This is a genomic window from Aeromonas sp. FDAARGOS 1404 (assembly GCF_019047085.1).
GTDB lineage: Bacteria > Pseudomonadota > Gammaproteobacteria > Enterobacterales > Aeromonadaceae > Aeromonas > Aeromonas veronii.
The window spans coordinates 2,623,231-2,642,500 of the sequence record NZ_CP077237.1 but is presented as its reverse complement, the minus strand read 5'-3'; the positions used below and the strand labels follow the sequence as shown (position 1 = coordinate 2,642,500).

Genomic DNA, 19,270 nt, shown 5'->3' with positions numbered 1-19,270 from the left:
AGGCCATAAATAGCCCCAAAAATAAAAGGGGTGGCCGAAGCCACCCCTTTTCATGTTTGTATATAACGAATCGATTAGGCGATTACGCTAGCTACAACACCAGCACCTACGGTACGGCCACCTTCACGGATAGCGAAACGCAGGCCGTCGTCCATTGCGATCGGAGCAATCAGGGTAACAACCATTTTGATGTTGTCGCCCGGCATAACCATCTCTACGCCTTCCGGCAGTTCGATGGTACCGGTCACGTCGGTAGTACGGAAGTAGAACTGCGGACGGTAGCCTTTGAAGAACGGGGTATGACGACCACCTTCTTCTTTGGACAGTACGTACACTTCAGATTCGAACTTGGTGTGCGGCTTGATAGAACCCGGCTTGGCCAGTACCTGACCACGCTCTACATCTTCACGCTTAACACCACGCAGCAGCGCGCCGATGTTCTCGCCTGCACGACCTTCGTCCAGCAGTTTGCGGAACATTTCAACACCGGTACAGGTGGTAGAAACGGTATCTTTGATACCAACGATTTCTACGGTCTCACCTACTTTAACGATACCGCGCTCTACACGACCGGTAACTACGGTACCACGGCCAGCGATAGAGAATACGTCTTCGATAGGCATCAGGAACGGCTGGTCAATCGCGCGCTCCGGCTCCGGGATGTAAGTATCCAGGTGGCCAGCCAGCTCGATGATCTTCTCTTCCCACTGAGCGTCGCCTTCCAGCGCTTTCAGTGCGGAACCACGAACTACCGGCAGGTCATCACCCGGGAAGTCGTACTCGGTCAGCAGTTCACGAACTTCCATCTCTACCAGTTCGAGCAGCTCTTCGTCATCAACCATGTCACACTTGTTCATGAACACGATCATGTACGGGATACCAACCTGACGACCCAGCAGGATGTGCTCACGAGTCTGCGGCATCGGGCCGTCAGTCGCTGCTACTACCAGGATCGCGCCGTCCATCTGGGCAGCACCGGTGATCATGTTTTTAACGTAGTCGGCGTGACCCGGGCAATCTACGTGGGCGTAGTGACGGGTAGCGGTGTCGTATTCTACGTGGGAGGTGTTGATGGTGATACCACGCTCACGCTCTTCCGGTGCCTTGTCGATCTGGTCGAAGGCAAAAGCTTTACCACCGAAGTGCTTGGCCAGCACGTTGGTGATAGCTGCAGTCAGGGTGGTTTTACCGTGGTCAACGTGGCCGATGGTGCCGACGTTTACGTGCGGTTTATTACGCTCAAATTTTTCTTTAGACACGACGTAGTCCTTCTAGGTTAAACCCGCCTACCGTCGTAGGCGGGGAATCTTAAATTACTTGGATTTGCGCTCTTCGATCACGGCTTGTGCAACGTTGGTCGGTGCATCGTGATACTTGGCGAATTCCATGGCGTAGGAAGCACGACCCTGGGTAGCGGAACGCAGTGCAGTTGCATAACCGAACATTTCGGCCAGCGGCACCAGAGCACGTACGATCTTGCCGGACGGGCCATCTTCCATACCTTCGATCAGGCCACGACGACGGTTCAGGTCACCGATAACGTCGCCCATGTAATCTTCCGGAGTTTCAACTTCTACTTTCATGATCGGTTCGAGCAGAACCGGGTTGGCTTTCATGAAGCCAGCCTTAAAGGCCATGGAAGCAGCGATTTTGAACGCCAGTTCGGAAGAGTCGACATCGTGGTAAGAACCGAAGTGCAGACGCACACCCAGATCCATAACCGGGTAACCAGCCAGCGGACCAGATTTGAGCTGCTCACGGATACCTTTATCAACACCCGGGATGAATTCACCAGGAATGACACCACCTTTGATGTCGTTGACGAATTCGTAGGCTTTGCCTTCTTCCAGCGGGTACATGTCGATAACAACATGACCGTACTGACCGCGACCACCAGACTGCTTGGCATGCTTGCCTTCGATGTCTTTAACGGTGGTACGGATGGTTTCACGGTAGGCAACCTGCGGCTTACCTACGTTGGCTTCAACCTTGAACTCGCGACGCATACGGTCAACGATGATGTCCAGGTGCAGCTCACCCATACCAGCGATGATGGTTTGACCTGACTCTTCGTCAGTCCATACGCGGAAGGACGGATCTTCCTGAGCCAGACGGCCCAGTGCCAGACCCATCTTCTCCTGGTCAGCCTTGGTTTTCGGCTCAACCGCGATAGAAATTACCGGCTCCGGGAATTCCATACGCTCGAGGATGATCGGTGCGTTCGGGTCACACAGGGTGTCACCAGTGGTCACGTCTTTCAGACCGATAGCAGCAGCGATGTCACCAGCGCGTACTTCTTTGATCTCTTCACGCTTGTTGGCATGCATCTGAACGATACGGCCAAAACGCTCGCGCTTGTCCTTGACGGAGTTCAGCACGGTGTCACCGGAGTTGATCACGCCAGAGTAGACACGGAAGAAGGTCAGGTTACCAACGAACGGGTCGGTAGCGATCTTGAACGCCAGAGCAGAGAACGGCTCGTCATCAGAAGCGTGACGCTCGTCTTTGGTCTCGCCGTCCATTTTCAGGCCGTCGATAGCAGCAACGTCGGTCGGAGCCGGCAGGTACTCGATCACGGCATCCAGCATTGCCTGTACGCCCTTGTTCTTGAACGCGGAGCCACAGGTTACCAGGATGATTTCGTTGTTCAGCACGCGCTGACGCAGAGCACCTTTGATCTCTTCCTCGGTCAGCTCTTCGCCGCCCAGGTATTTTTCCATCAGGTCTTCAGAAGCTTCAGCAGCGGCTTCAACCAGATTCATGCGCATTTCTTGCGCCTGTTCCAGCAACTCGGCCGGGACGTCTTCGTAATCGAAGGATACGCCCTGATCAGCTTCATTCCAGTTGATGGCTTTCATCTTGACCAGGTCAACAACGCCCTTGAAGTTCTCTTCAGAGCCGATGTTCAGCTGAAGGGGAACCGGAGTACCTTTCAGACGGGTCTTGATGTGCTCAACACAGCGCAGGAAGTTGGCGCCGGTACGGTCCATCTTGTTGACGAACGCGATACGGGGAACCTTGTACTTGTTAGCCTGACGCCATACGGTTTCAGACTGTGGCTGTACGCCACCTACGGCACAGTACACCATCACGGCACCGTCCAGAACACGCATTGAACGCTCTACTTCGATAGTAAAGTCAACGTGGCCTGGGGTATCGATGATGTTGATACGGTGCGGTTGGAACTGTTTACCCATACCTGACCAGAAAGCGGTGGTCGCGGCGGAGGTGATGGTGATACCACGCTCTTGTTCCTGTTCCATCCAGTCCATGGTGGCTGCGCCATCGTGAACTTCACCGATCTTGTGACTTACACCGGTGTAAAACAGTACACGCTCGGTAGTAGTAGTCTTACCGGCGTCAATGTGAGCGGAGATACCGATGTTACGATAACGCTCAATGGGGGTTGTACGAGCCATTGTCATCCTCTTACTAAGGCGCTTGTCCCTAGATAATTAAAGGTGCGCAGAGTCAAAAGACCCTGCGCAAGCGGATTACCAGCGGAAGTGAGCGAAGGCTTTGTTCGCTTCAGCCATACGGTGAACGTCTTCACGTTTCTTGACAGACGAACCCTTATTGTCAGCGGCATCCAGCAGCTCGCCAGCCAGACGCTGAGCCATTGATTTTTCACCACGTTTACGAGCGGCATCAACCAACCAGCGCATTGCCAGGGCATTGCGACGTACCGGACGAACTTCTACCGGCACCTGATAGGTTGCACCACCGACGCGACGAGATTTAACCTCGACCGCCGGACGAATGTTATCCAGAGCTTCTTCGAATACGGCCAGGTGCTCTTTGCCAGATTTGGTGGCAATGATGTCCAGGGCGCCATAAACAATGGCTTCTGCAACAGATTTCTTACCGTCAACCATTACTACGTTGACAAATTTAGCCAGCAGCTCTGATCCGAACTTGGGATCTGGCAGGATTTTACGCTGACCAACAACACGACGTCTTGGCATTTCAAATTCTCCGTAACTTCAGGGATTACCCAAAACTAGAAAGCTATCTAACTAGAAACGAATTAACGTTTGGCCTTACTTAACGGAGAACCATTAAGCTTTAGGACGCTTCACGCCATACTTGGAGCGAGCCTGCTTACGGTCTTTAACACCGGCACAGTCCAACGCACCACGAACGGTGTGATAACGAACACCTGGCAAGTCTTTTACACGACCGCCACGGATCAGAACAACAGAGTGCTCTTGCAGGTTGTGACCTTCACCACCGATGTAGGAGGTGACTTCGAAGCCGTTGGTCAGACGTACACGGCACACTTTACGCAGTGCAGAGTTAGGCTTCTTCGGGGTGGTGGTATATACACGAGTGCATACGCCACGCTTCTGAGGGCACGCTTCCAGCGCCGGCACGTTGCTTTTCACAACGAGCTTGATGCGTGGCTTGCGAACCAACTGGTTAATAGTTGCCATCAAAAGGCTCCTGATAATGACTTCATAAACGTGTGGAAAATCCTCCCCGCAGATACGGGGACGCGAAATTTTATGCCCTGTTGTCTGGGGAGTCAAGATTTATACAATTTGCGTCACAAAAGGGCAATTCGGATCCGTTTGATTTCACGACATCACCTTGAATTTTCTTGAAAATATGCTTCTCAGCCACCCCAGGTGCGCGGGGAACCTTTTTGCGCAATCAGTGCCACCAGACCCGCCATATCGAGCACATTGCCCACCCGATGCTGCAAACCGCGAGCATGCAGATCTTCCTGCATCACATACAGCGGGATACCCGCCAGCCGCGCGCTCCACTGGGGGGCCGATGCCGCAATCACGGCATCCTGCATCAGTACCAGCTCATCCTCGGGCTGAAGGTATGAGAGCGCCTCTGCCAGAGCCTGACTCTGAAAGGGAGAGTTCAATATCAGATGCAACATGGAGACCTCAAAAGCTGATGTGAGTCGAACATTGTGCCCAGCGCCGAGCCAGTTCCTGGCGCGGCAGACTCTCGACCGGGATCAGCAGATCATCCACTGTCACGCCACGCTCTGCCAGCGAGTCAGCACAAACATAGACCTCTTCGATGTCATAGAGTTCCAGCATTTTGAAGGTGGGCGCGTAGTGGCGCTGCAAAATGGCGGCAGGCTGCTGCTCCTTGAGCAGTTGCAGCACGCCGTCCCCAATCAGGAAGAGGGCCAGCTCATCGGTCATGGCCGAGGTGGCCAGCAGGGCATCCAACCCTTCCCGACCGGCGGCATGGCCATGGGGGCCACGACTGCAGATAAAGGCGATTTTCTTGCTCATGACTCCCCCTAGAACTGAACCAACCGATCGGCGGTGAGCGCCGCCTCGGCCAACTGGCCCAGACCGCTCAGGCAAAATGGCGCTTGTAGATTGAAGTGTGCCTGCCCTGCCCCCTTGGCCTCCTGCTCATCGAGCACACCGCGCCGCATGGCGGCGGCGACGCAGACGTCGATACGGATCCCCTGCTCTTCTGCCAGCTCTCGCCACAGACGCACCAGGTCAGTCTCATCGGATGCTGGCAGATGCAGACCGTTGCCGTTGCAGACCCCGTCCTGATAGAAAAACAGGTGGGACAAGGTATGCCCCTGTGCCAACAAGGTGCGGGCAAAACGATAGGCTGTGCTGGCCGATTGGGTGCCATAGGCAGGCCCCGTGACCAGGATGGCAAAACTCAGACTCATAGCAGGACTCCTGTGCTGACCCGGTCCATTTTACGCCAAAAACAAAAAAGCCCCTGCCAGGAGGGGCTTGATTCAATCTGTTGATCAGAGATGGGCAATCGCCTCGACCTCGACCAGCACATCTTTCGGCAGACGGGCCACCTCAACGCAGGAGCGGGCTGGCGCCGCATCGCCAAAGTAGCGGGCATAGACCTGATTGAAGGCAACGAAGTTGTTCATGTCGCTCAGGAAGCAGGTGGTTTTGACCACTTTGCTGGCATCGGCACCCGCAGCGTGCAACACGGCAACCAGGTTCTTCATCACCCGTTCGGCCTGCTCTTCAATGCCGCCAGCCACGATTTCCATGGTGGCAGGATCGAGCGGGATCTGCCCGGAGGTGAAGATCATCTCGCCAACCTTGGTAGCCTGAACATACGGACCAATCGCGGCAGGCGCCTTGTCGGTTGCAATCACTTCTTTAGCCATTCATCTATCCCCTTCTGGAATGAGTTACTCGTTCTCGTCTTCACCCTGCTTGCGCTGTCGGATGTAAAGATAAACGGTATGTTTTGAAATATTGAGTTTGTCCGCCACCAGATTGATCGAATCCTTGATGTCGAAAATGCCCTTCTCGAACAGCTGGGTCACGATGAAGCGGTTCTTGGCATTGTTGGCCACGGTGGGATCGCGATTGATCTCGTCGATGGTGTTATCCACCGTCTGGGCAACCAGCTCTTCCACGCTGTTGGCGAAGGTCTCTGGTGACTGACGCGCCGCCTGCTGGGGCGTCGGGAAAAATTCGGCCACGAACTCGTGGAAAGGCGCATTGATGTGCAGATTGATGCAGATAAGCCCCACTACTTGCCGCTCGCTGTTGCGAATGGCGATGGTGCTCGACTTCATCAGCGCGCCGGTACGGCTGCGAGCGAAATAGCTCTGGGTGTAATCCTGGCCGGTGCTCTCGATATCCTTGAGCATGCGCAGGGCGAGATCGGTGATGGGCGCCCCGAGGGTGCGTCCGGTATTGAAGCCGTTGGCGATCTTGATCACCGACTCGTGCAGATTTTCCAGGGAGTGGAGAACCACTTCACAATGCTTGCCGAACAGCTCGGCCAAGCCATCGATGAGCCCATCGTATGAGCGCAACAATTCCCTGTCTTCATCTGTAAAAGTGCGGCTGATCAGCTGTTCTTCGGGAAGCATGGCTTCCTCGATACCGACAGTCATGTTCTACCCCTGTAATAACCATTCAACTTTCCCGAGTTTTAAATTGCAGGGGAGTAAAGTCAACTTTTTTTGATTTTTTACTCTACAACTTTGCTCTGGATCATCCTGAAACCCGCGCTGCGTCTACCTTTGCCGAGGAATTGGCCAACAAAAAGGGCTCCTTGAAGGAGCCCTTTTTAATCACGGATGACGAGTTACTCTTCGTCGAAGCTACCGGCTGCGTTCAGCAGATCCGCCAGGTTCTGCTCCGCTTCATCAGCGGTCACCTGCGGGGTGCCAACAGCACGAGCTGCGGCAGCACGCTGGTTGATCCGGCTGTGGTGGTAGGCAAAGCCGGTACCAGCCGGGATCAGACGACCCACGATGACGTTCTCTTTCAGACCACGCAGTTCATCACGCTTGCCACCTACGGCGGCTTCGGTCAGAACGCGAGTGGTTTCCTGGAAGGAAGCCGCGGAGATGAAGGACTCGGTGCTCAGAGATGCCTTGGTAATACCCATCAGTACATGACGGTAGGTCGCAGGGGTCTTGCCCTCGGCAACCAGCTTACGGTTGGCAATCTTCACACGAGCCACTTCAACCTGTTCGCCTTCGATCAGATCGGTATCGCCCGCGCTCAGGATCTCGCACTTGCGCAGCATCTGACGAACGATGACTTCGATGTGCTTGTCGTTGATCTTAACGCCTTGCAGACGGTAAACGTCCTGCACTTCGTTGGCGATGTAGTTGGCGACCGGGCTGATACCGCGCAGACGCAGGATGTCGTGAGCAGACTCAGGACCGTCCGCCAGCACTTCACCCTTCTCAACTTTTTCACCTTCGAACACGTTCAGGTTACGCCACTTCGGAATCATCTCTTCGTAGACGTTGCCACCATCGGTCGGGGTGATGACCAGACGGCGTTTGCCCTTGGTCTCTTTCCCGAAGGAGATGGTACCGGAGATCTCGGCCAGAATTGCCGGTTCCTTCGGTTGACGTGCTTCGAACAGATCCGCAACGCGCGGCAGACCACCGGTGATGTCCTTGGTACCGCCGGACTCTTGCGGGATACGCGCTACCGCGTCACCCACGCCCACGTTGGCACCATCTTCCAGGTTCACGATCGCCTTGCCCGGCAGGAAGTACTGGGCGGCTACATCGGTACCCGGGATCATCACGTCTTTGCCGTTCAGGTCGACCAGTTTAACGGTCGGACGCATCTCTTTACCGGCGCTCGGACGCTCGTTGACGTCCAGAACAACGATAGAAGAGAGACCGGTCAGCTCGTCGGTCTGACGAGTGATGGTCACGCCATCGATCATGTGTTCGAACTGCAGACGACCTGCCACTTCGGTGATGATCGGGTGGGTGTGCGGATCCCAGTTGGCAACGGTCTCGCCAGCGCTCACGGCCTGGCCGTCCTTCACTTCCAGCACGGAACCGTAAGGCAGCTTGTGGCTTTCCTTGGTACGGCCCATGTCGTCCATGATGGTCAGTTCGGTAGAACGTGAGGTGATAACCAGTTTGTCATCGCTGTTGTGAACGAACTTGGCGTTCTGCAGCTTGATGGTACCTGTGTTCTTGACCTGGATGCTGCTTTCAGCAGCGGCACGAGATGCAGCACCACCGATGTGGAAAGTACGCATCGTCAGCTGGGTACCCGGTTCACCGATGGACTGGGCGGCGATAACACCGACAGCCTCACCCTTGTTAACCAGGTGACCACGGGCCAGATCACGGCCGTAGCAGTGAGCACAGTTACCGAAGTCAGTTTCACAGGTGATGGCAGAACGCACCTTCACACGGTCAACGGAGTTGCGTTCCAGCAGGTCACACAGCTGCTCGTCGAGCAGGGTGTTGCGAGCGACCAGGATCTCGTCCTCGGTACCCGGCTTGATGACATCTTCTGCCACCACACGACCTAGCACGCGCTCACGCAGCGGCTCGACCACGTCGCCACCCTCGATCAGCGGAGTCATCCACAGACCGTCGGTAGTGCCGCAATCGTCCTCGGTGATCACCATGTCCTGCGCCACGTCTACCAGACGACGAGTCAGGTAACCGGAGTTCGCAGTCTTCAGTGCAGTATCCGCCAGACCCTTACGAGCACCGTGGGTAGAGATAAAGTACTGCAGTACGTTCAGACCTTCGCGGAAGTTCGCGATGATCGGGGTCTCGATGATGGAGCCATCCGGCTTGGCCATCAGGCCACGCATACCGGCCAGCTGACGGATCTGGGCGGCGGAACCACGCGCACCAGAGTCGGCCATCATAAAGATGCTGTTGAACGAGGCCTGCTCTTCTTCTTCACCCAGCGAGTTGACGTTACGCTCTTTGGACAAGTTCTCCATCATGGCCTTGGAGACGCGCTCGTTGGCGCTGGCCCAGATATCGATAACCTTGTTGTAACGCTCGCCCGCAGTTACCAGACCTGACAGGAACTGGTCCTGGATCTCGGCAACTTCGGCTTCGGCTGCTGCGATGATGTCTTTCTTGGCATCCGGGATGACCATGTCATCGATACCAACGGAAGCACCGGACAGGGCCGCGTAGTGGAAACCGGTATACATCAGCTGGTCAGCAAAGATAACGGTGTCCTTCAGGCCCTGCTTGCGATAGCAGGTGTTCAGCAGACGGGAGATGAGCTTTTTGCCCAGCGCCTTGTTGGATACGCACTTGATCCAGTTCTGCGGATTGGCATCCAGATCAGCCTGTTCTGCAGCAGTCAGCACCTTCGGCTCGTCGATCAGGGCGTATTCCATACCTTTCGGCAGGATCAGGCTCAGGATCGCACGACCAACGGTGGTGTTCTTCATCTCGGTGTGTTCACGCAGAGAACCGTCTTCCTGACGCAGGTATTCGGTAATGCGTACTTTCACACGAGCATGCAGATCGGCCAGACCGGCGCGATATACTTTCTCGGCTTCTTTCGGGCCGGCCAGCACCATACCTTCGCCTTTGGCGTTGATACGGGCACGGGTCATGTAGTACAGACCCAAGACCACGTCCTGAGAAGGAACGATGATCGGCTCACCGGAGGCAGGCGACAGGATGTTGTTGGTAGACATCATCAGCGCACGCGCTTCCAGCTGGGCTTCCAGGGTCAGCGGTACGTGGACCGCCATCTGGTCACCATCGAAGTCCGCGTTATACGCAGCACAAACCAGCGGGTGCAGCTGGATTGCCTTGCCTTCGACCAGAGTCGGTTCGAATGCCTGGATACCCAGACGGTGCAGAGTCGGTGCACGGTTCAGCAGAACCGGGTGTTCGCGGATCACTTCGTCCAGGATATCCCAAACGACAGCTTCCTCGCGCTCCACCATCTTCTTGGCGGCCTTGATAGTGGTCGCCAGACCGCGGGTTTCCAGCTTGCCATAGATGAACGGCTTGAACAGTTCCAGAGCCATCTTCTTCGGCAGACCGCACTGATGCAGACGCAGAGTCGGGCCTACGGTGATAACGGAACGACCGGAGTAGTCGACACGCTTACCGAGCAAGTTCTGACGGAAACGACCCTGTTTACCCTTGATCATGTCGGCCAGGGATTTCAGCGGGCGCTTGTTGGAACCGGTGATGGCACGACCGCGACGGCCGTTATCCAGCAGCGCATCGACGGACTCTTGCAGCATACGCTTTTCGTTGCGCACGATGATGTCCGGAGCAGCCAGATCCAGCAGACGCTTCAAGCGGTTGTTACGGTTGATCACGCGACGGTACAGATCGTTCAGATCGGAAGTCGCGAAACGGCCGCCGTCCAGCGGTACCAGCGGACGCAGGTCCGGCGGCAGCACAGGCAGCACTGTCATGATCATCCACTCCGGCTTGTTGCCGGACTGCAGGAAAGCTTCCATCAGCTTCAGACGCTTGGTGGTCTTCTTGCGCTTGGTCTCGGAGTTGGTCTGATCCAGCTCCTCACGCATGGTTTTGACTTCACCTTCCAGATCGATAGCGCGCAGCAATGCCAGGATTGCTTCGGCACCCATCTTGGCGTCAAATTCGTCGCCCCACTCTTCCAGCGCATCCAGGTACTGCTCTTCAGAGAGCATCTGGCTGCGTTCGAGGTTGGTCATGCCCGGCTCGATTACCACGAAAGATTCGAAGTAAAGCACGCGCTCGATGTCGCGCAGGGTCATGTCCAGCAGCAGACCGATACGGGACGGCAGGGACTTCAGGAACCAGATGTGGGCAGTCGGGCTGGCCAGCTCGATGTGGCCCATACGCTCACGACGGACCTTGGTCTGGGTCACTTCAACGCCGCACTTCTCACAGATCACACCACGGTGTTTCAGGCGCTTGTACTTGCCGCACAGACACTCGTAGTCCTTCACCGGTCCGAAGATACGGGCGCAGAACAGACCATCACGCTCCGGCTTGAAAGTCCGGTAGTTGATGGTCTCAGGCTTTTTGACCTCACCGAATGACCAGGAGCGGATCATGTCAGGAGAGGCCAGACCGATCTTGATACTGTCAAACTCTTCGGTCTTGGTCTGAGCCTTCAAAAACTTGAGTAAGTCTTTCACGTGTTTCCCCTGTCAGGAGTCTAACCTCGGCGCCCCGGCTGCCAAAACAGCGGGGCGCCCACGTCAATTCTCGAACAATAAGAGCGAGCTCTTACTCTTCGTCCAGCTCGATGTTGATACCCAGAGAGCGGATTTCCTTCAGCAATACGTTGAAGGATTCGGGCATGCCCGGCTCCATACGGTGGTCGCCATCCACGATGTTCTTATACATCTTGGTACGGCCATTCACATCGTCAGACTTGACGGTCAGCATTTCCTGCAGGGTATATGCCGCACCGTAAGCCTCCAGGGCCCACACTTCCATCTCACCGAAACGCTGACCACCGAACTGAGCCTTACCACCCAGCGGCTGCTGGGTAACCAGGCTGTAAGAACCGGTAGAACGCGCGTGCATCTTGTCGTCGACCAAGTGGTTCAGCTTGAGCATGTACATGTAACCAACGGTTACTTTACGCTCGAAGCGGTTACCGGTACGGCCATCGAACAGATCAATCTGACCGGATTCCGGCAGATCGGCCAGCTTCAGCAGGGCTTTGATTTCGCGCTCTTTGGCACCATCAAACACTGGAGTAGCAACCGGCAGACCCTTACGCAGGTTACCCACCAGGGTACGTACGTCGTCGTCAGACAGTTCGGCGATGTTCACTTGCTGGGTGTCCTTCTCGCCCAGGTCATAGACCTGTTGCAGGAAGTTGCGCATCTCGTGCAGCTCGCGCTGCTCTTTGACCATGCGATCGATCTTCTCGCCGATACCCTTGGCCGCAAGGCCCAGGTGCACTTCGAGGATCTGACCGATGTTCATACGGGATGGTACGCCCAGCGGGTTCAGTACGATGTCGACCGGACGGCCGAACTCGTCATGAGGCATATCCTCGACCGGACAGATCTTGGAGATAACACCCTTGTTACCGTGACGGCCCGCCATCTTGTCACCCGGCTGGATGCGACGCTTGACTGCCAGATAAACCTTGACGATTTTCAGTACGCCCGGCGCCAGATCATCACCCTGGATAATCTTGCGACGCTTGTTCTCGAATTTCTTGTCGAACTCGGCTTTCAGCTCAACGTGCTGTTCAGCGATCTGTTCCAGTTCGGTCTGCTTGCCTTCGTCTTCGATGGCCAGTTCAAACCACTTGGAGCGATCGAGCTTGTTCAGACGATCTTCGCTGTAACCGGCGGCCAGCAGCAGGTTGCGGGAGCGGCCGAAAATGCCGTCTTCCAGGATCTTGAACTCTTCGGTCAAGTCCTTCTTCGCTTCCTTCAGCTGCATCTCTTCGATTTCTTTGGCGCGCTTGTCTTTTTCCACGCCATCGCGGGTAAAGACTTGCACGTCAACCACGGTACCGTACACACCGTTCGGCACACGCAGGGAGGAGTCCTTCACATCGGACGCCTTCTCACCGAAGATGGCGCGCAGCAGCTTCTCTTCCGGCGTCAGCTGGGTTTCACCTTTCGGGGTTACCTTACCGACCAGAATGTCGCCGCCCTTCACTTCGGCACCCACGTAGACGATACCGGACTCGTCCAGCTTGGACAGAGCGGCTTCACCCACGTTCGGGATGTCAGCAGTGATCTCTTCCGGACCCAGCTTGGTGTCACGGGAGATACAGGCCAGTTCCTGGATATGGATGGTGGTCAGGCGATCTTCCTGAACAACACGCTCGTTCACCAGGATCGAGTCTTCGAAGTTGTAACCGTTCCACGGCATGAACGCGACACGCATGTTCTGACCCAGTGCCAGTTCACCCAGATCGGTGGACGGGCCGTCAGCCAGTACGTCGCCAGCCATGACCGGCTCACCCAACATCACGCAAGGACGCTGGTTGATACAGGTGTTCTGGTTGGAACGGGTGTATTTGGTCAGGTTGTAGATGTCGATACCGGCTTCGCCTGGCATCAGCTCATCTTCATTGACCTTCAGGACGATACGGGAGGCATCGACATAGTCGATTACGCCGCCACGCTTGGCCACTACGGTTACACCGGAGTCAACAGCCACAGCGCGTTCCATACCGGTACCTACCAGTGGCTTGTCAGCACGCAGAGTCGGTACAGCCTGACGTTGCATGTTTGAACCCATCAATGCGCGGTTCGCGTCATCGTGTTCCAGGAACGGAATCAGAGCCGCTGCCACAGATACGATCTGCTGCGGGCTCACGTCCATATACTGGATCTGGTCGGCGTTCATAAAGGTGGATTCACCTTTGTGACGGCACGGGATCAATTCATCTTTCAGACGGCCATCTTCGGTGGTCGCAGCGTTAGCCTGTGCGATCACGTACTTGCCTTCTTCAATAGCAGACAGGTAGTCCACTTCGTCGGTGATCACACCGTCAATGACCTTACGGTACGGGGTCTCGAGGAAACCGTACTCGTTGGTACGAGAGTACACGGACAGAGAGTTGATCAGACCGATGTTCGGACCTTCAGGAGTCTCGATAGGGCACAGACGACCGTAGTGGGTCGGGTGTACGTCTCGGACTTCAAAGCCGGCACGCTCACGAGTCAAACCGCCCGGGCCCAGCGCGGAGATACGACGCTTGTGGGTCACTTCGGAGAGCGGGTTGTTCTGGTCCATAAACTGGGACAGCTGGCTGGAACCAAAGAACTCTTTGACTGCGGCGGAGATCGGCTTGGCGTTGATCAGATCCTGCGGCATGAGGGTGTCCAGGTCGCCCAGGGAGAGACGCTCCTTGACCGCACGCTCGACACGCACCAGACCGACGCGGAACTGGTTTTCAGCCATTTCACCGACAGAACGGATACGACGGTTACCCAGGTGGTCGATATCGTCCACTTCGTCGTTACCGTTACGGATGTCGATCAGGCGCTTCATCACATCGACGATGTCGTCTTTGGTCAGTACACCCGCGCCAGTCTCGTCTTCACGACCCAGACGGCGGTTGAACTTCATCCGACCTACGGTAGACAGGTCGTAACGCTCGGCGGAGAAGAACAGGTTTTCGAACAGCTGTTCTGCAGCTTCGCGAGTAGGCGGCTCGCCCGGACGCATCATGCGATAGATCTCGACCAGCGCTTCCAAACGGTTGGAGCTGGAGTCGACACGCAGGGTCTCGGACATGTAGGCACCGTGATCCAGTTCGTTGGTGAACAGAACCTCGAAATGCTTGAAGCCGGCTTGGGACAGGTTGGCGATCGCTTCCAGGCTCAGCGCCTGGTTGGCGGTCACGACCATCTCGCCAGTTTGCGGATGTGTGTAGTCCTTGGCAGCAACTTTGCCAACAACATACTCAACCGGTACCTCAATCTGGGTAACGGCGTCTTTTTCCAACTGACGGATGTGACGCGCAGTCACACGACGACCGGTCTCAACCACCACGGCGCCATTGGCCACGATGTCAAAGGTCGCAGTTTCACCACGCAGACGCTCCGGCACCAGATCCATCATCAACTTGCCATCTTTTACTTCAAAACCGATGGTCTCGAAGAAGGTGGCCAGGATTTGTTCGGAAGTGAAGTCCAGGGCGCGCAGAATAATGGATGCTGGCAGTTTGCGACGACGGTCGATACGGACAAACAGGTTGTCTTTCGCATCAAACTCGAAGTCCAGCCAGGAGCCACGGTAGGGGATAACGCGAGCGTTATACAGTACCTTACCGGATGAATGAGTTTTGCCTTTATCGTGGTCGAAGAAGACGCCCGGGCTGCGGTGCAGCTGGGAGACGATAACCCGCTCGGTACCATTGATAACAAAGGTGCCGTTCTCGGTCATGAGCGGAATTTCGCCCATGTATACTTCTTGTTCCTTGATGTCTTTGACGGTGCCGGCAGCTGCTTCACGGTCGTACAGAACCATACGAAGCTTGACACGCAGCGGCGCGGAGTAGGTCACTCCACGGATCTGGCATTCTTTTACGTCAAATACCGGCTCACCCAGGCGATAGCTGACATACTGAAGCTCAGCACTACCGGAGTAACTGGTGATCGGGAAAACGCTACGGAAAGCGGCCTCTAGGCCATATTCACCTTCCGGGTCAGCCTCGATGAACTGCTTGAAGGAGTCCAGCTGAATGGACAACAGATAAGGCGTGTCCAGTACCTGGTCTCGCTTACCGAAGTCCTTACGAATGCGTTTTTTTTCGGTATAAGAGTAAACCATAGGGTTCCTCAGCTCGCTGATAAGTGACCCACTCTGTCCCGCGGGACAGCTCTGTCTCAACACCGTTTTGTGTTGGCCCGGACGAAAGAAGACAGTCCGGATTGCTGGTGCACCGAGAGTCGTAAACGGTGTGAAATGCTCTCAGTCTACAGCGCAAAAAGGCTGGTGAACAAAAATTCACCAGCCCTAGCCTGTTTTATCAGGCTAATCTACATAAATGCAGATTATTTGATCTCAACAGAAGCACCGGCAGCTTCCAGCTCTTTCTTCAGAGCTTCAGCTTCGTCCTTGGACACGCCTTCCTTCAGGTTAGCCGGAGCAGCTTCTACCAGATCTTTGGCTTCTTTCAGGCCCAGACCGGTAGCGCCACGAACGGCTTTGATAACGGCAACTTTGTTGGCGCCAGCAGCAGTCAGAACTACGTCGAACTCGGTCTTCTCTTCTACTGCTTCAGCAGCAGCCGGGCCAGCCATTACGGCAGCAGCGGCAGAAACACCGAACTTCTCTTCCATAGCTTCGATCAGCTCAACAACTTCCATTACGGACATGGAAGCAACGGCTTCGATGATTTGGTCTTTAGTGATAGACATGACAAAAATTCCTGATGTTGAATAAACTCAAACAGCCTAAATAGGCGAGAATCAAGCAGCAGCTTGTTTCTGGTCGCGAACAGCAGCGATAGTACGAACCAGCTTGCCAGCAGAGGCTTCTTTCATAGTCGCCATCAACTTCGCAATTGCTTCTTCGTAAGTCGGCAGCGTGGCCAGACGATCAATTTGTGCTGCGGCGATAAACTCACCGTTAAAAGCGCCAGCCTTGATTTCGAACTTTTGGTTCGCTTTGGCAAACTCTTTGAACAGACGAGCAGCAGCGCCCGGGTGTTCGTTAGAGAAAGCAATCAAGGTAGGACCGGTAAATGCGTCGTTCAGGCACTCGTATTCGGTACCTTCTACCGCGCGACGCAGCAGGGTGTTACGCACAACGCGCATGTACACACCGGCTTCACGAGCGGTTTTACGCAGGACGGTCATCTTGTCTACAGTTACACCGCGAGAATCGGCAACAACTGCAGAAAGAGCGCCTTTGGCAGCTTCGTTGACTTCAGCAACAATTGCCTTTTTGTCTTCGAGTCCCAATGCCATTGGCTTAACTCCTGGATTGAATCCGGGTCTATTGACCCAGTACTGACACATCCCCCCTACCTTTACAACAGAGGGGAACGATGCGGTAGCAGGATTCCAGAAGAGAAAGAATCTTTCTCGCTGGGTTTCCGGCACCGTCTACGCAGGAAACATTAAGGCTTTGCAGCCTCCTGCGGTCTTGGACGGAGGTCGAAACCCCCAACCAATCAAGGCGCAAAATTATAGATTAAATTTTGCGCCTTGTAAAACCCATCAATTAGGCCTGAGCTTCCAGAGAAGCTTGGTCTACGGCAACACCGGCACCCATGGTGGTGGAGATGCTGACTTTCTTGATGAATTGACCTTTGGCGGAAGAGGGCTTGCCTTTTTTCAGGGCAACCAGCAGAGCTTCCAAGTTTTCTTTCAGCTGAACTTCGTTGAAAGAAACCTTACCCAGAGTGGTATGGATGATACCATTCTTGTCGTTACGGTAACGAACCTGACCAGCCTTGGCGTTCTTGACTGCTTCGGCAACGTTAGGAGTTACAGTACCAACTTTCGGGTTCGGCATCAGGCCGCGCGGGCCCAGGATTTGACCCAGTTGACCAACAACGCGCATGGCATCCGGGGATGCGATAACTACGTCGAAGTTCATCTCGCCTTTCTTAACCAGATCGGCCAGGTCATCCATACCTACCAGGTCAGCACCGGCAGCTTTAGCTGCTTCGGCGTTTGCACCTTGAGTAAATACGGCAACGCGTACATCACGACCGGTACCGTGCGGCAGTACAGTAGCACCACGTACGTTCTGGTCAGATTTACGAGCGTCGATACCCAGGTTGACAGCAACGTCAACGCTTTCAACGAACTTGGCGGTAGCCAGTTCTTTAAGCAGGGCAATGGCTTCGTTGATGGAGTACTCTTTGGTACCGTCAACTTTTTCGCGAATAACGCGCATACGCTTGGAAAGTTTAGCCATTGTCTTAATCCTCCACTACCAGACCCATGGAACGAGCGGAGCCTGCGATGCAACGTACTTTTGCATCCAGATCGGCACCAGTCATATCCGGCTCTTTGGTCTTGGCGATTTCTTGCAGCTGAGCAACGGTCACCTTACCAACCTTGTCTTTGTTCGGCTTGGAAGAACCAGACTTGATGCCAGCAGCTTTCTTCAGCAGGAAGGAAGCAGGCGGAGTCTTGGTTTCGAAGGTGAAGGAACGGTCGCTGTAAACGGTGATCACGACCGGAGTCGGTGAACCTTTTTCCAGCTTCTCTGTACGAGCGTTGAACGCCTTACAGAATTCCATGATGTTAACACCGTGTTGACCCAGTGCAGGACCAACGGGAGGAGACGGGTTGGCTGCACCAGCAGCAACCTGCAGCTTGATATAAGCTGTGACTTTCTTAGCCATTAGGAAAATACCTCAAAAATGGGTTCTAGCGCCTCGGAGACTTGCTCCTGCAAACGGCTCCCCAACTAATAAAGGGGCAGCGAATTATAGAGATATTCGCTGCCCCTGACAACCGTTAAACGTACAGAATTCAATCAGCCTTTTTCGACCTGACCAAAATCCAGTTCAACAGGAGTAGAACGACCGAAGATCAGTACAGAGACCTTCACGCGGCTCTTCTCATAATCGACCTCTTCAACGGTACCGTTGAAGTCGGCAAACGGACCATCAGCAACCCGCACCATTTCACCCGGTTCAAACAGGGTTTTCGGACGCGGCTTGTCGTGGGCATCCTGCAGACGGTTCAAGATGGCATCGGCCTCTTTGTCGGAGATCGGTGCCGGACGGTCGGAAGTACCGCCGATGAAGCCCATGACACGCGGTACGTTACGCACCAGGTGCCATGTGGTTTCATCCATGATCATCTGGACCAGGACATAACCCGGGAAAAACTTGCGCTCACTCTTGCGCTTCTGGCCAGCACGCATCTCGACCACTTCTTCGGTCGGGACCAGTACTTCACCGAACATGTCTTCCATGCCATGCATCTTGATATGTTCACGCAGGGACTTGGCTACACGGCCTTCATAGCCGGAAAAAGCCTGCACGACATACCATCTCATACGTTGTTCACGTTGTTCAGTCATGGCTTATCCTTACACACCGGTAATCAGGTTGACCAACCAGACCAAGGCACCGTCCAGAACGAACAGCAGCAGCCCCATCACGGCGGTCACCGCCAGCACAATCAGGGTTGTCTGAATGGCTTCCTGACGGGTCGGCCATACGACCTTGCGGACTTCCAGGCGAGACTCACGGGCGAATGCCAGTGTTGCCTTTCCCTTGGTGGTTTGCAGGGCTACTGCACCAGCAGCAGCAATGACAACGACCACACCCAGGGCGCGGACGGCAGCGACAACATCGTTGAGCAGGTAATTACCCACTACAGCGGCCGCCAGGATAATGAAAACCAGGCCCCAAAGCAGGGTATCCTTGCTTCCGCCCTGGCTCTCAGAACTAACACTCATACAACCCACCTGTATCTGACGTAACCAAAGACACAAAAGCCCCGTACGAGACGAGGTATATGGCAGGGGCGGCAGGACTCGAACCCGCAACCATCGGTTTTGGAGACCGCTGTTCTACCAATTCGAACTACGCCCCTACACAAGAAAGCCCCTATTATAGGGGCTTTGCTTTATTTATGTAAG

The 19,270-nt window shown here is 55.0% G+C and carries 17 protein-coding genes and 1 tRNA gene; all 18 read right to left on the bottom strand.

Annotation, left to right across the window (positions count from 1 at the left end):
• Positions 1-74 precede the first annotated feature (74 nt).
• The gene (gene tuf / locus I6L34_RS12295) at positions 75-1,259 is read right to left on the bottom strand and encodes an elongation factor Tu (RefSeq protein ID WP_005339879.1); all 1,185 of its coding nucleotides are present in this window, start codon (positions 1,257-1,259) and stop codon (positions 75-77) included.
• Positions 1,260-1,313: 54 nt separating this feature from the next.
• On the bottom strand, positions 1,314-3,419 hold the full coding sequence (gene fusA, locus I6L34_RS12290) for an elongation factor G (protein ID WP_021229318.1): 2,106 nt from the start codon (positions 3,417-3,419) through the stop codon (positions 1,314-1,316).
• 75 nt (positions 3,420-3,494) lie between these two features.
• Positions 3,495-3,965: a 30S ribosomal protein S7 gene (gene rpsG / locus I6L34_RS12285; protein WP_005339911.1), complete on the bottom strand. Its 471-nt coding sequence runs from the start codon at positions 3,963-3,965 to the stop codon at positions 3,495-3,497.
• 93 nt (positions 3,966-4,058) lie between these two features.
• Positions 4,059-4,433 carry a 30S ribosomal protein S12 gene (gene rpsL, locus I6L34_RS12280; protein ID WP_005306278.1) on the bottom strand — a complete coding sequence of 125 codons (375 nt, stop codon included), beginning with the start codon at positions 4,431-4,433 and terminating at the stop codon, positions 4,059-4,061.
• A gap of 182 nt (positions 4,434-4,615) precedes the next feature.
• The gene (gene tusB / locus I6L34_RS12275; RefSeq protein WP_216954766.1) at positions 4,616-4,894 is read right to left on the bottom strand and encodes a sulfurtransferase complex subunit TusB; all 279 of its coding nucleotides are present in this window, start codon (positions 4,892-4,894) and stop codon (positions 4,616-4,618) included.
• Positions 4,895-4,901: 7 nt separating this feature from the next.
• Positions 4,902-5,261, bottom strand: a complete 360-nt coding sequence (gene tusC, locus I6L34_RS12270; RefSeq protein WP_005341830.1) for a sulfurtransferase complex subunit TusC — start codon at positions 5,259-5,261, stop codon at positions 4,902-4,904.
• 8 nt (positions 5,262-5,269) lie between these two features.
• Complete coding sequence (gene tusD, locus I6L34_RS12265; RefSeq protein ID WP_075112885.1) at positions 5,270-5,662, bottom strand: sulfurtransferase complex subunit TusD; 393 nt, start codon at positions 5,660-5,662, stop codon at positions 5,270-5,272.
• Between the two features lie 84 nt (positions 5,663-5,746).
• Positions 5,747-6,127 (bottom strand): RidA family protein, encoded by a 381-nt coding sequence (locus I6L34_RS12260; RefSeq protein WP_005339904.1) that lies wholly within the window; start codon positions 6,125-6,127, stop codon positions 5,747-5,749.
• A gap of 24 nt (positions 6,128-6,151) precedes the next feature.
• On the bottom strand, positions 6,152-6,868 hold the full coding sequence (locus I6L34_RS12255; protein ID WP_005339902.1) for a transcriptional regulator: 717 nt from the start codon (positions 6,866-6,868) through the stop codon (positions 6,152-6,154).
• 194 nt (positions 6,869-7,062) lie between these two features.
• On the bottom strand, positions 7,063-11,367 hold the full coding sequence (gene rpoC / locus I6L34_RS12250) for a DNA-directed RNA polymerase subunit beta' (RefSeq protein ID WP_005339899.1): 4,305 nt from the start codon (positions 11,365-11,367) through the stop codon (positions 7,063-7,065).
• A 91-nt stretch (positions 11,368-11,458) separates the two neighbouring features.
• Positions 11,459-15,487: a DNA-directed RNA polymerase subunit beta gene (gene rpoB / locus I6L34_RS12245; RefSeq protein ID WP_075116112.1), complete on the bottom strand. Its 4,029-nt coding sequence runs from the start codon at positions 15,485-15,487 to the stop codon at positions 11,459-11,461.
• A gap of 224 nt (positions 15,488-15,711) precedes the next feature.
• Positions 15,712-16,077, bottom strand: coding sequence for a 50S ribosomal protein L7/L12 (rplL, locus tag I6L34_RS12240; protein ID WP_005306304.1), 366 nt, complete (start codon positions 16,075-16,077; stop codon positions 15,712-15,714).
• Between the two features lie 51 nt (positions 16,078-16,128).
• Positions 16,129-16,629: a 50S ribosomal protein L10 gene (gene rplJ, locus I6L34_RS12235; RefSeq protein ID WP_005339895.1), complete on the bottom strand. Its 501-nt coding sequence runs from the start codon at positions 16,627-16,629 to the stop codon at positions 16,129-16,131.
• 256 nt (positions 16,630-16,885) lie between these two features.
• Positions 16,886-17,587, bottom strand: a complete 702-nt coding sequence (rplA, locus tag I6L34_RS12230) for a 50S ribosomal protein L1 (RefSeq protein WP_005339888.1) — start codon at positions 17,585-17,587, stop codon at positions 16,886-16,888.
• Between the two features lie 4 nt (positions 17,588-17,591).
• On the bottom strand, positions 17,592-18,020 hold the full coding sequence (rplK, locus tag I6L34_RS12225; protein WP_005339887.1) for a 50S ribosomal protein L11: 429 nt from the start codon (positions 18,018-18,020) through the stop codon (positions 17,592-17,594).
• Between the two features lie 134 nt (positions 18,021-18,154).
• On the bottom strand, positions 18,155-18,706 hold the full coding sequence (nusG, locus tag I6L34_RS12220) for a transcription termination/antitermination protein NusG (RefSeq protein WP_005306318.1): 552 nt from the start codon (positions 18,704-18,706) through the stop codon (positions 18,155-18,157).
• A gap of 9 nt (positions 18,707-18,715) precedes the next feature.
• Positions 18,716-19,087 (bottom strand): preprotein translocase subunit SecE, encoded by a 372-nt coding sequence (gene secE, locus I6L34_RS12215; RefSeq protein ID WP_005306322.1) that lies wholly within the window; start codon positions 19,085-19,087, stop codon positions 18,716-18,718.
• Positions 19,088-19,147: 60 nt separating this feature from the next.
• Positions 19,148-19,224: transfer RNA gene (locus I6L34_RS12210), tRNA-Trp, on the bottom strand.
• Positions 19,225-19,270: the final 46 nt, after the last annotated feature.

Excerpts from the sequence above, each read along its gene's own strand:
- I6L34_RS12260 (WP_005339904.1), bottom strand. The coding sequence starts at position 6,127 with ATGGCTAAAGAAGTGATTGCAACCGACAAGGCGCCTGCCGCGATTGGT.
- nusG (WP_005306318.1), bottom strand. The coding sequence starts at position 18,706 with ATGACTGAACAACGTGAACAACGTATGAGATGGTATGTCGTGCAGGCT.
- rplK (WP_005339887.1), bottom strand. The coding sequence starts at position 18,020 with ATGGCTAAGAAAGTCACAGCTTATATCAAGCTGCAGGTTGCTGCTGGT.
- rpoB (WP_075116112.1), bottom strand. The coding sequence starts at position 15,487 with ATGGTTTACTCTTATACCGAAAAAAAACGCATTCGTAAGGACTTCGGT.
- tusB (WP_216954766.1), bottom strand. The coding sequence starts at position 4,894 with ATGTTGCATCTGATATTGAACTCTCCCTTTCAGAGTCAGGCTCTGGCA.
- rplJ (WP_005339895.1), bottom strand. The coding sequence starts at position 16,629 with ATGGCATTGGGACTCGAAGACAAAAAGGCAATTGTTGCTGAAGTCAAC.
- I6L34_RS12255 (WP_005339902.1), bottom strand. The coding sequence starts at position 6,868 with ATGACTGTCGGTATCGAGGAAGCCATGCTTCCCGAAGAACAGCTGATC.
- secE (WP_005306322.1), bottom strand. The coding sequence starts at position 19,087 with ATGAGTGTTAGTTCTGAGAGCCAGGGCGGAAGCAAGGATACCCTGCTT.
- tusD (WP_075112885.1), bottom strand. The coding sequence starts at position 5,662 with ATGAGTCTGAGTTTTGCCATCCTGGTCACGGGGCCTGCCTATGGCACC.
- fusA (WP_021229318.1), bottom strand. The coding sequence starts at position 3,419 with ATGGCTCGTACAACCCCCATTGAGCGTTATCGTAACATCGGTATCTCC.
- rpsL (WP_005306278.1), bottom strand. The coding sequence starts at position 4,433 with ATGGCAACTATTAACCAGTTGGTTCGCAAGCCACGCATCAAGCTCGTT.
- rplA (WP_005339888.1), bottom strand. The coding sequence starts at position 17,587 with ATGGCTAAACTTTCCAAGCGTATGCGCGTTATTCGCGAAAAAGTTGAC.
- rpsG (WP_005339911.1), bottom strand. The coding sequence starts at position 3,965 with ATGCCAAGACGTCGTGTTGTTGGTCAGCGTAAAATCCTGCCAGATCCC.
- rplL (WP_005306304.1), bottom strand. The coding sequence starts at position 16,077 with ATGTCTATCACTAAAGACCAAATCATCGAAGCCGTTGCTTCCATGTCC.
- tusC (WP_005341830.1), bottom strand. The coding sequence starts at position 5,261 with ATGAGCAAGAAAATCGCCTTTATCTGCAGTCGTGGCCCCCATGGCCAT.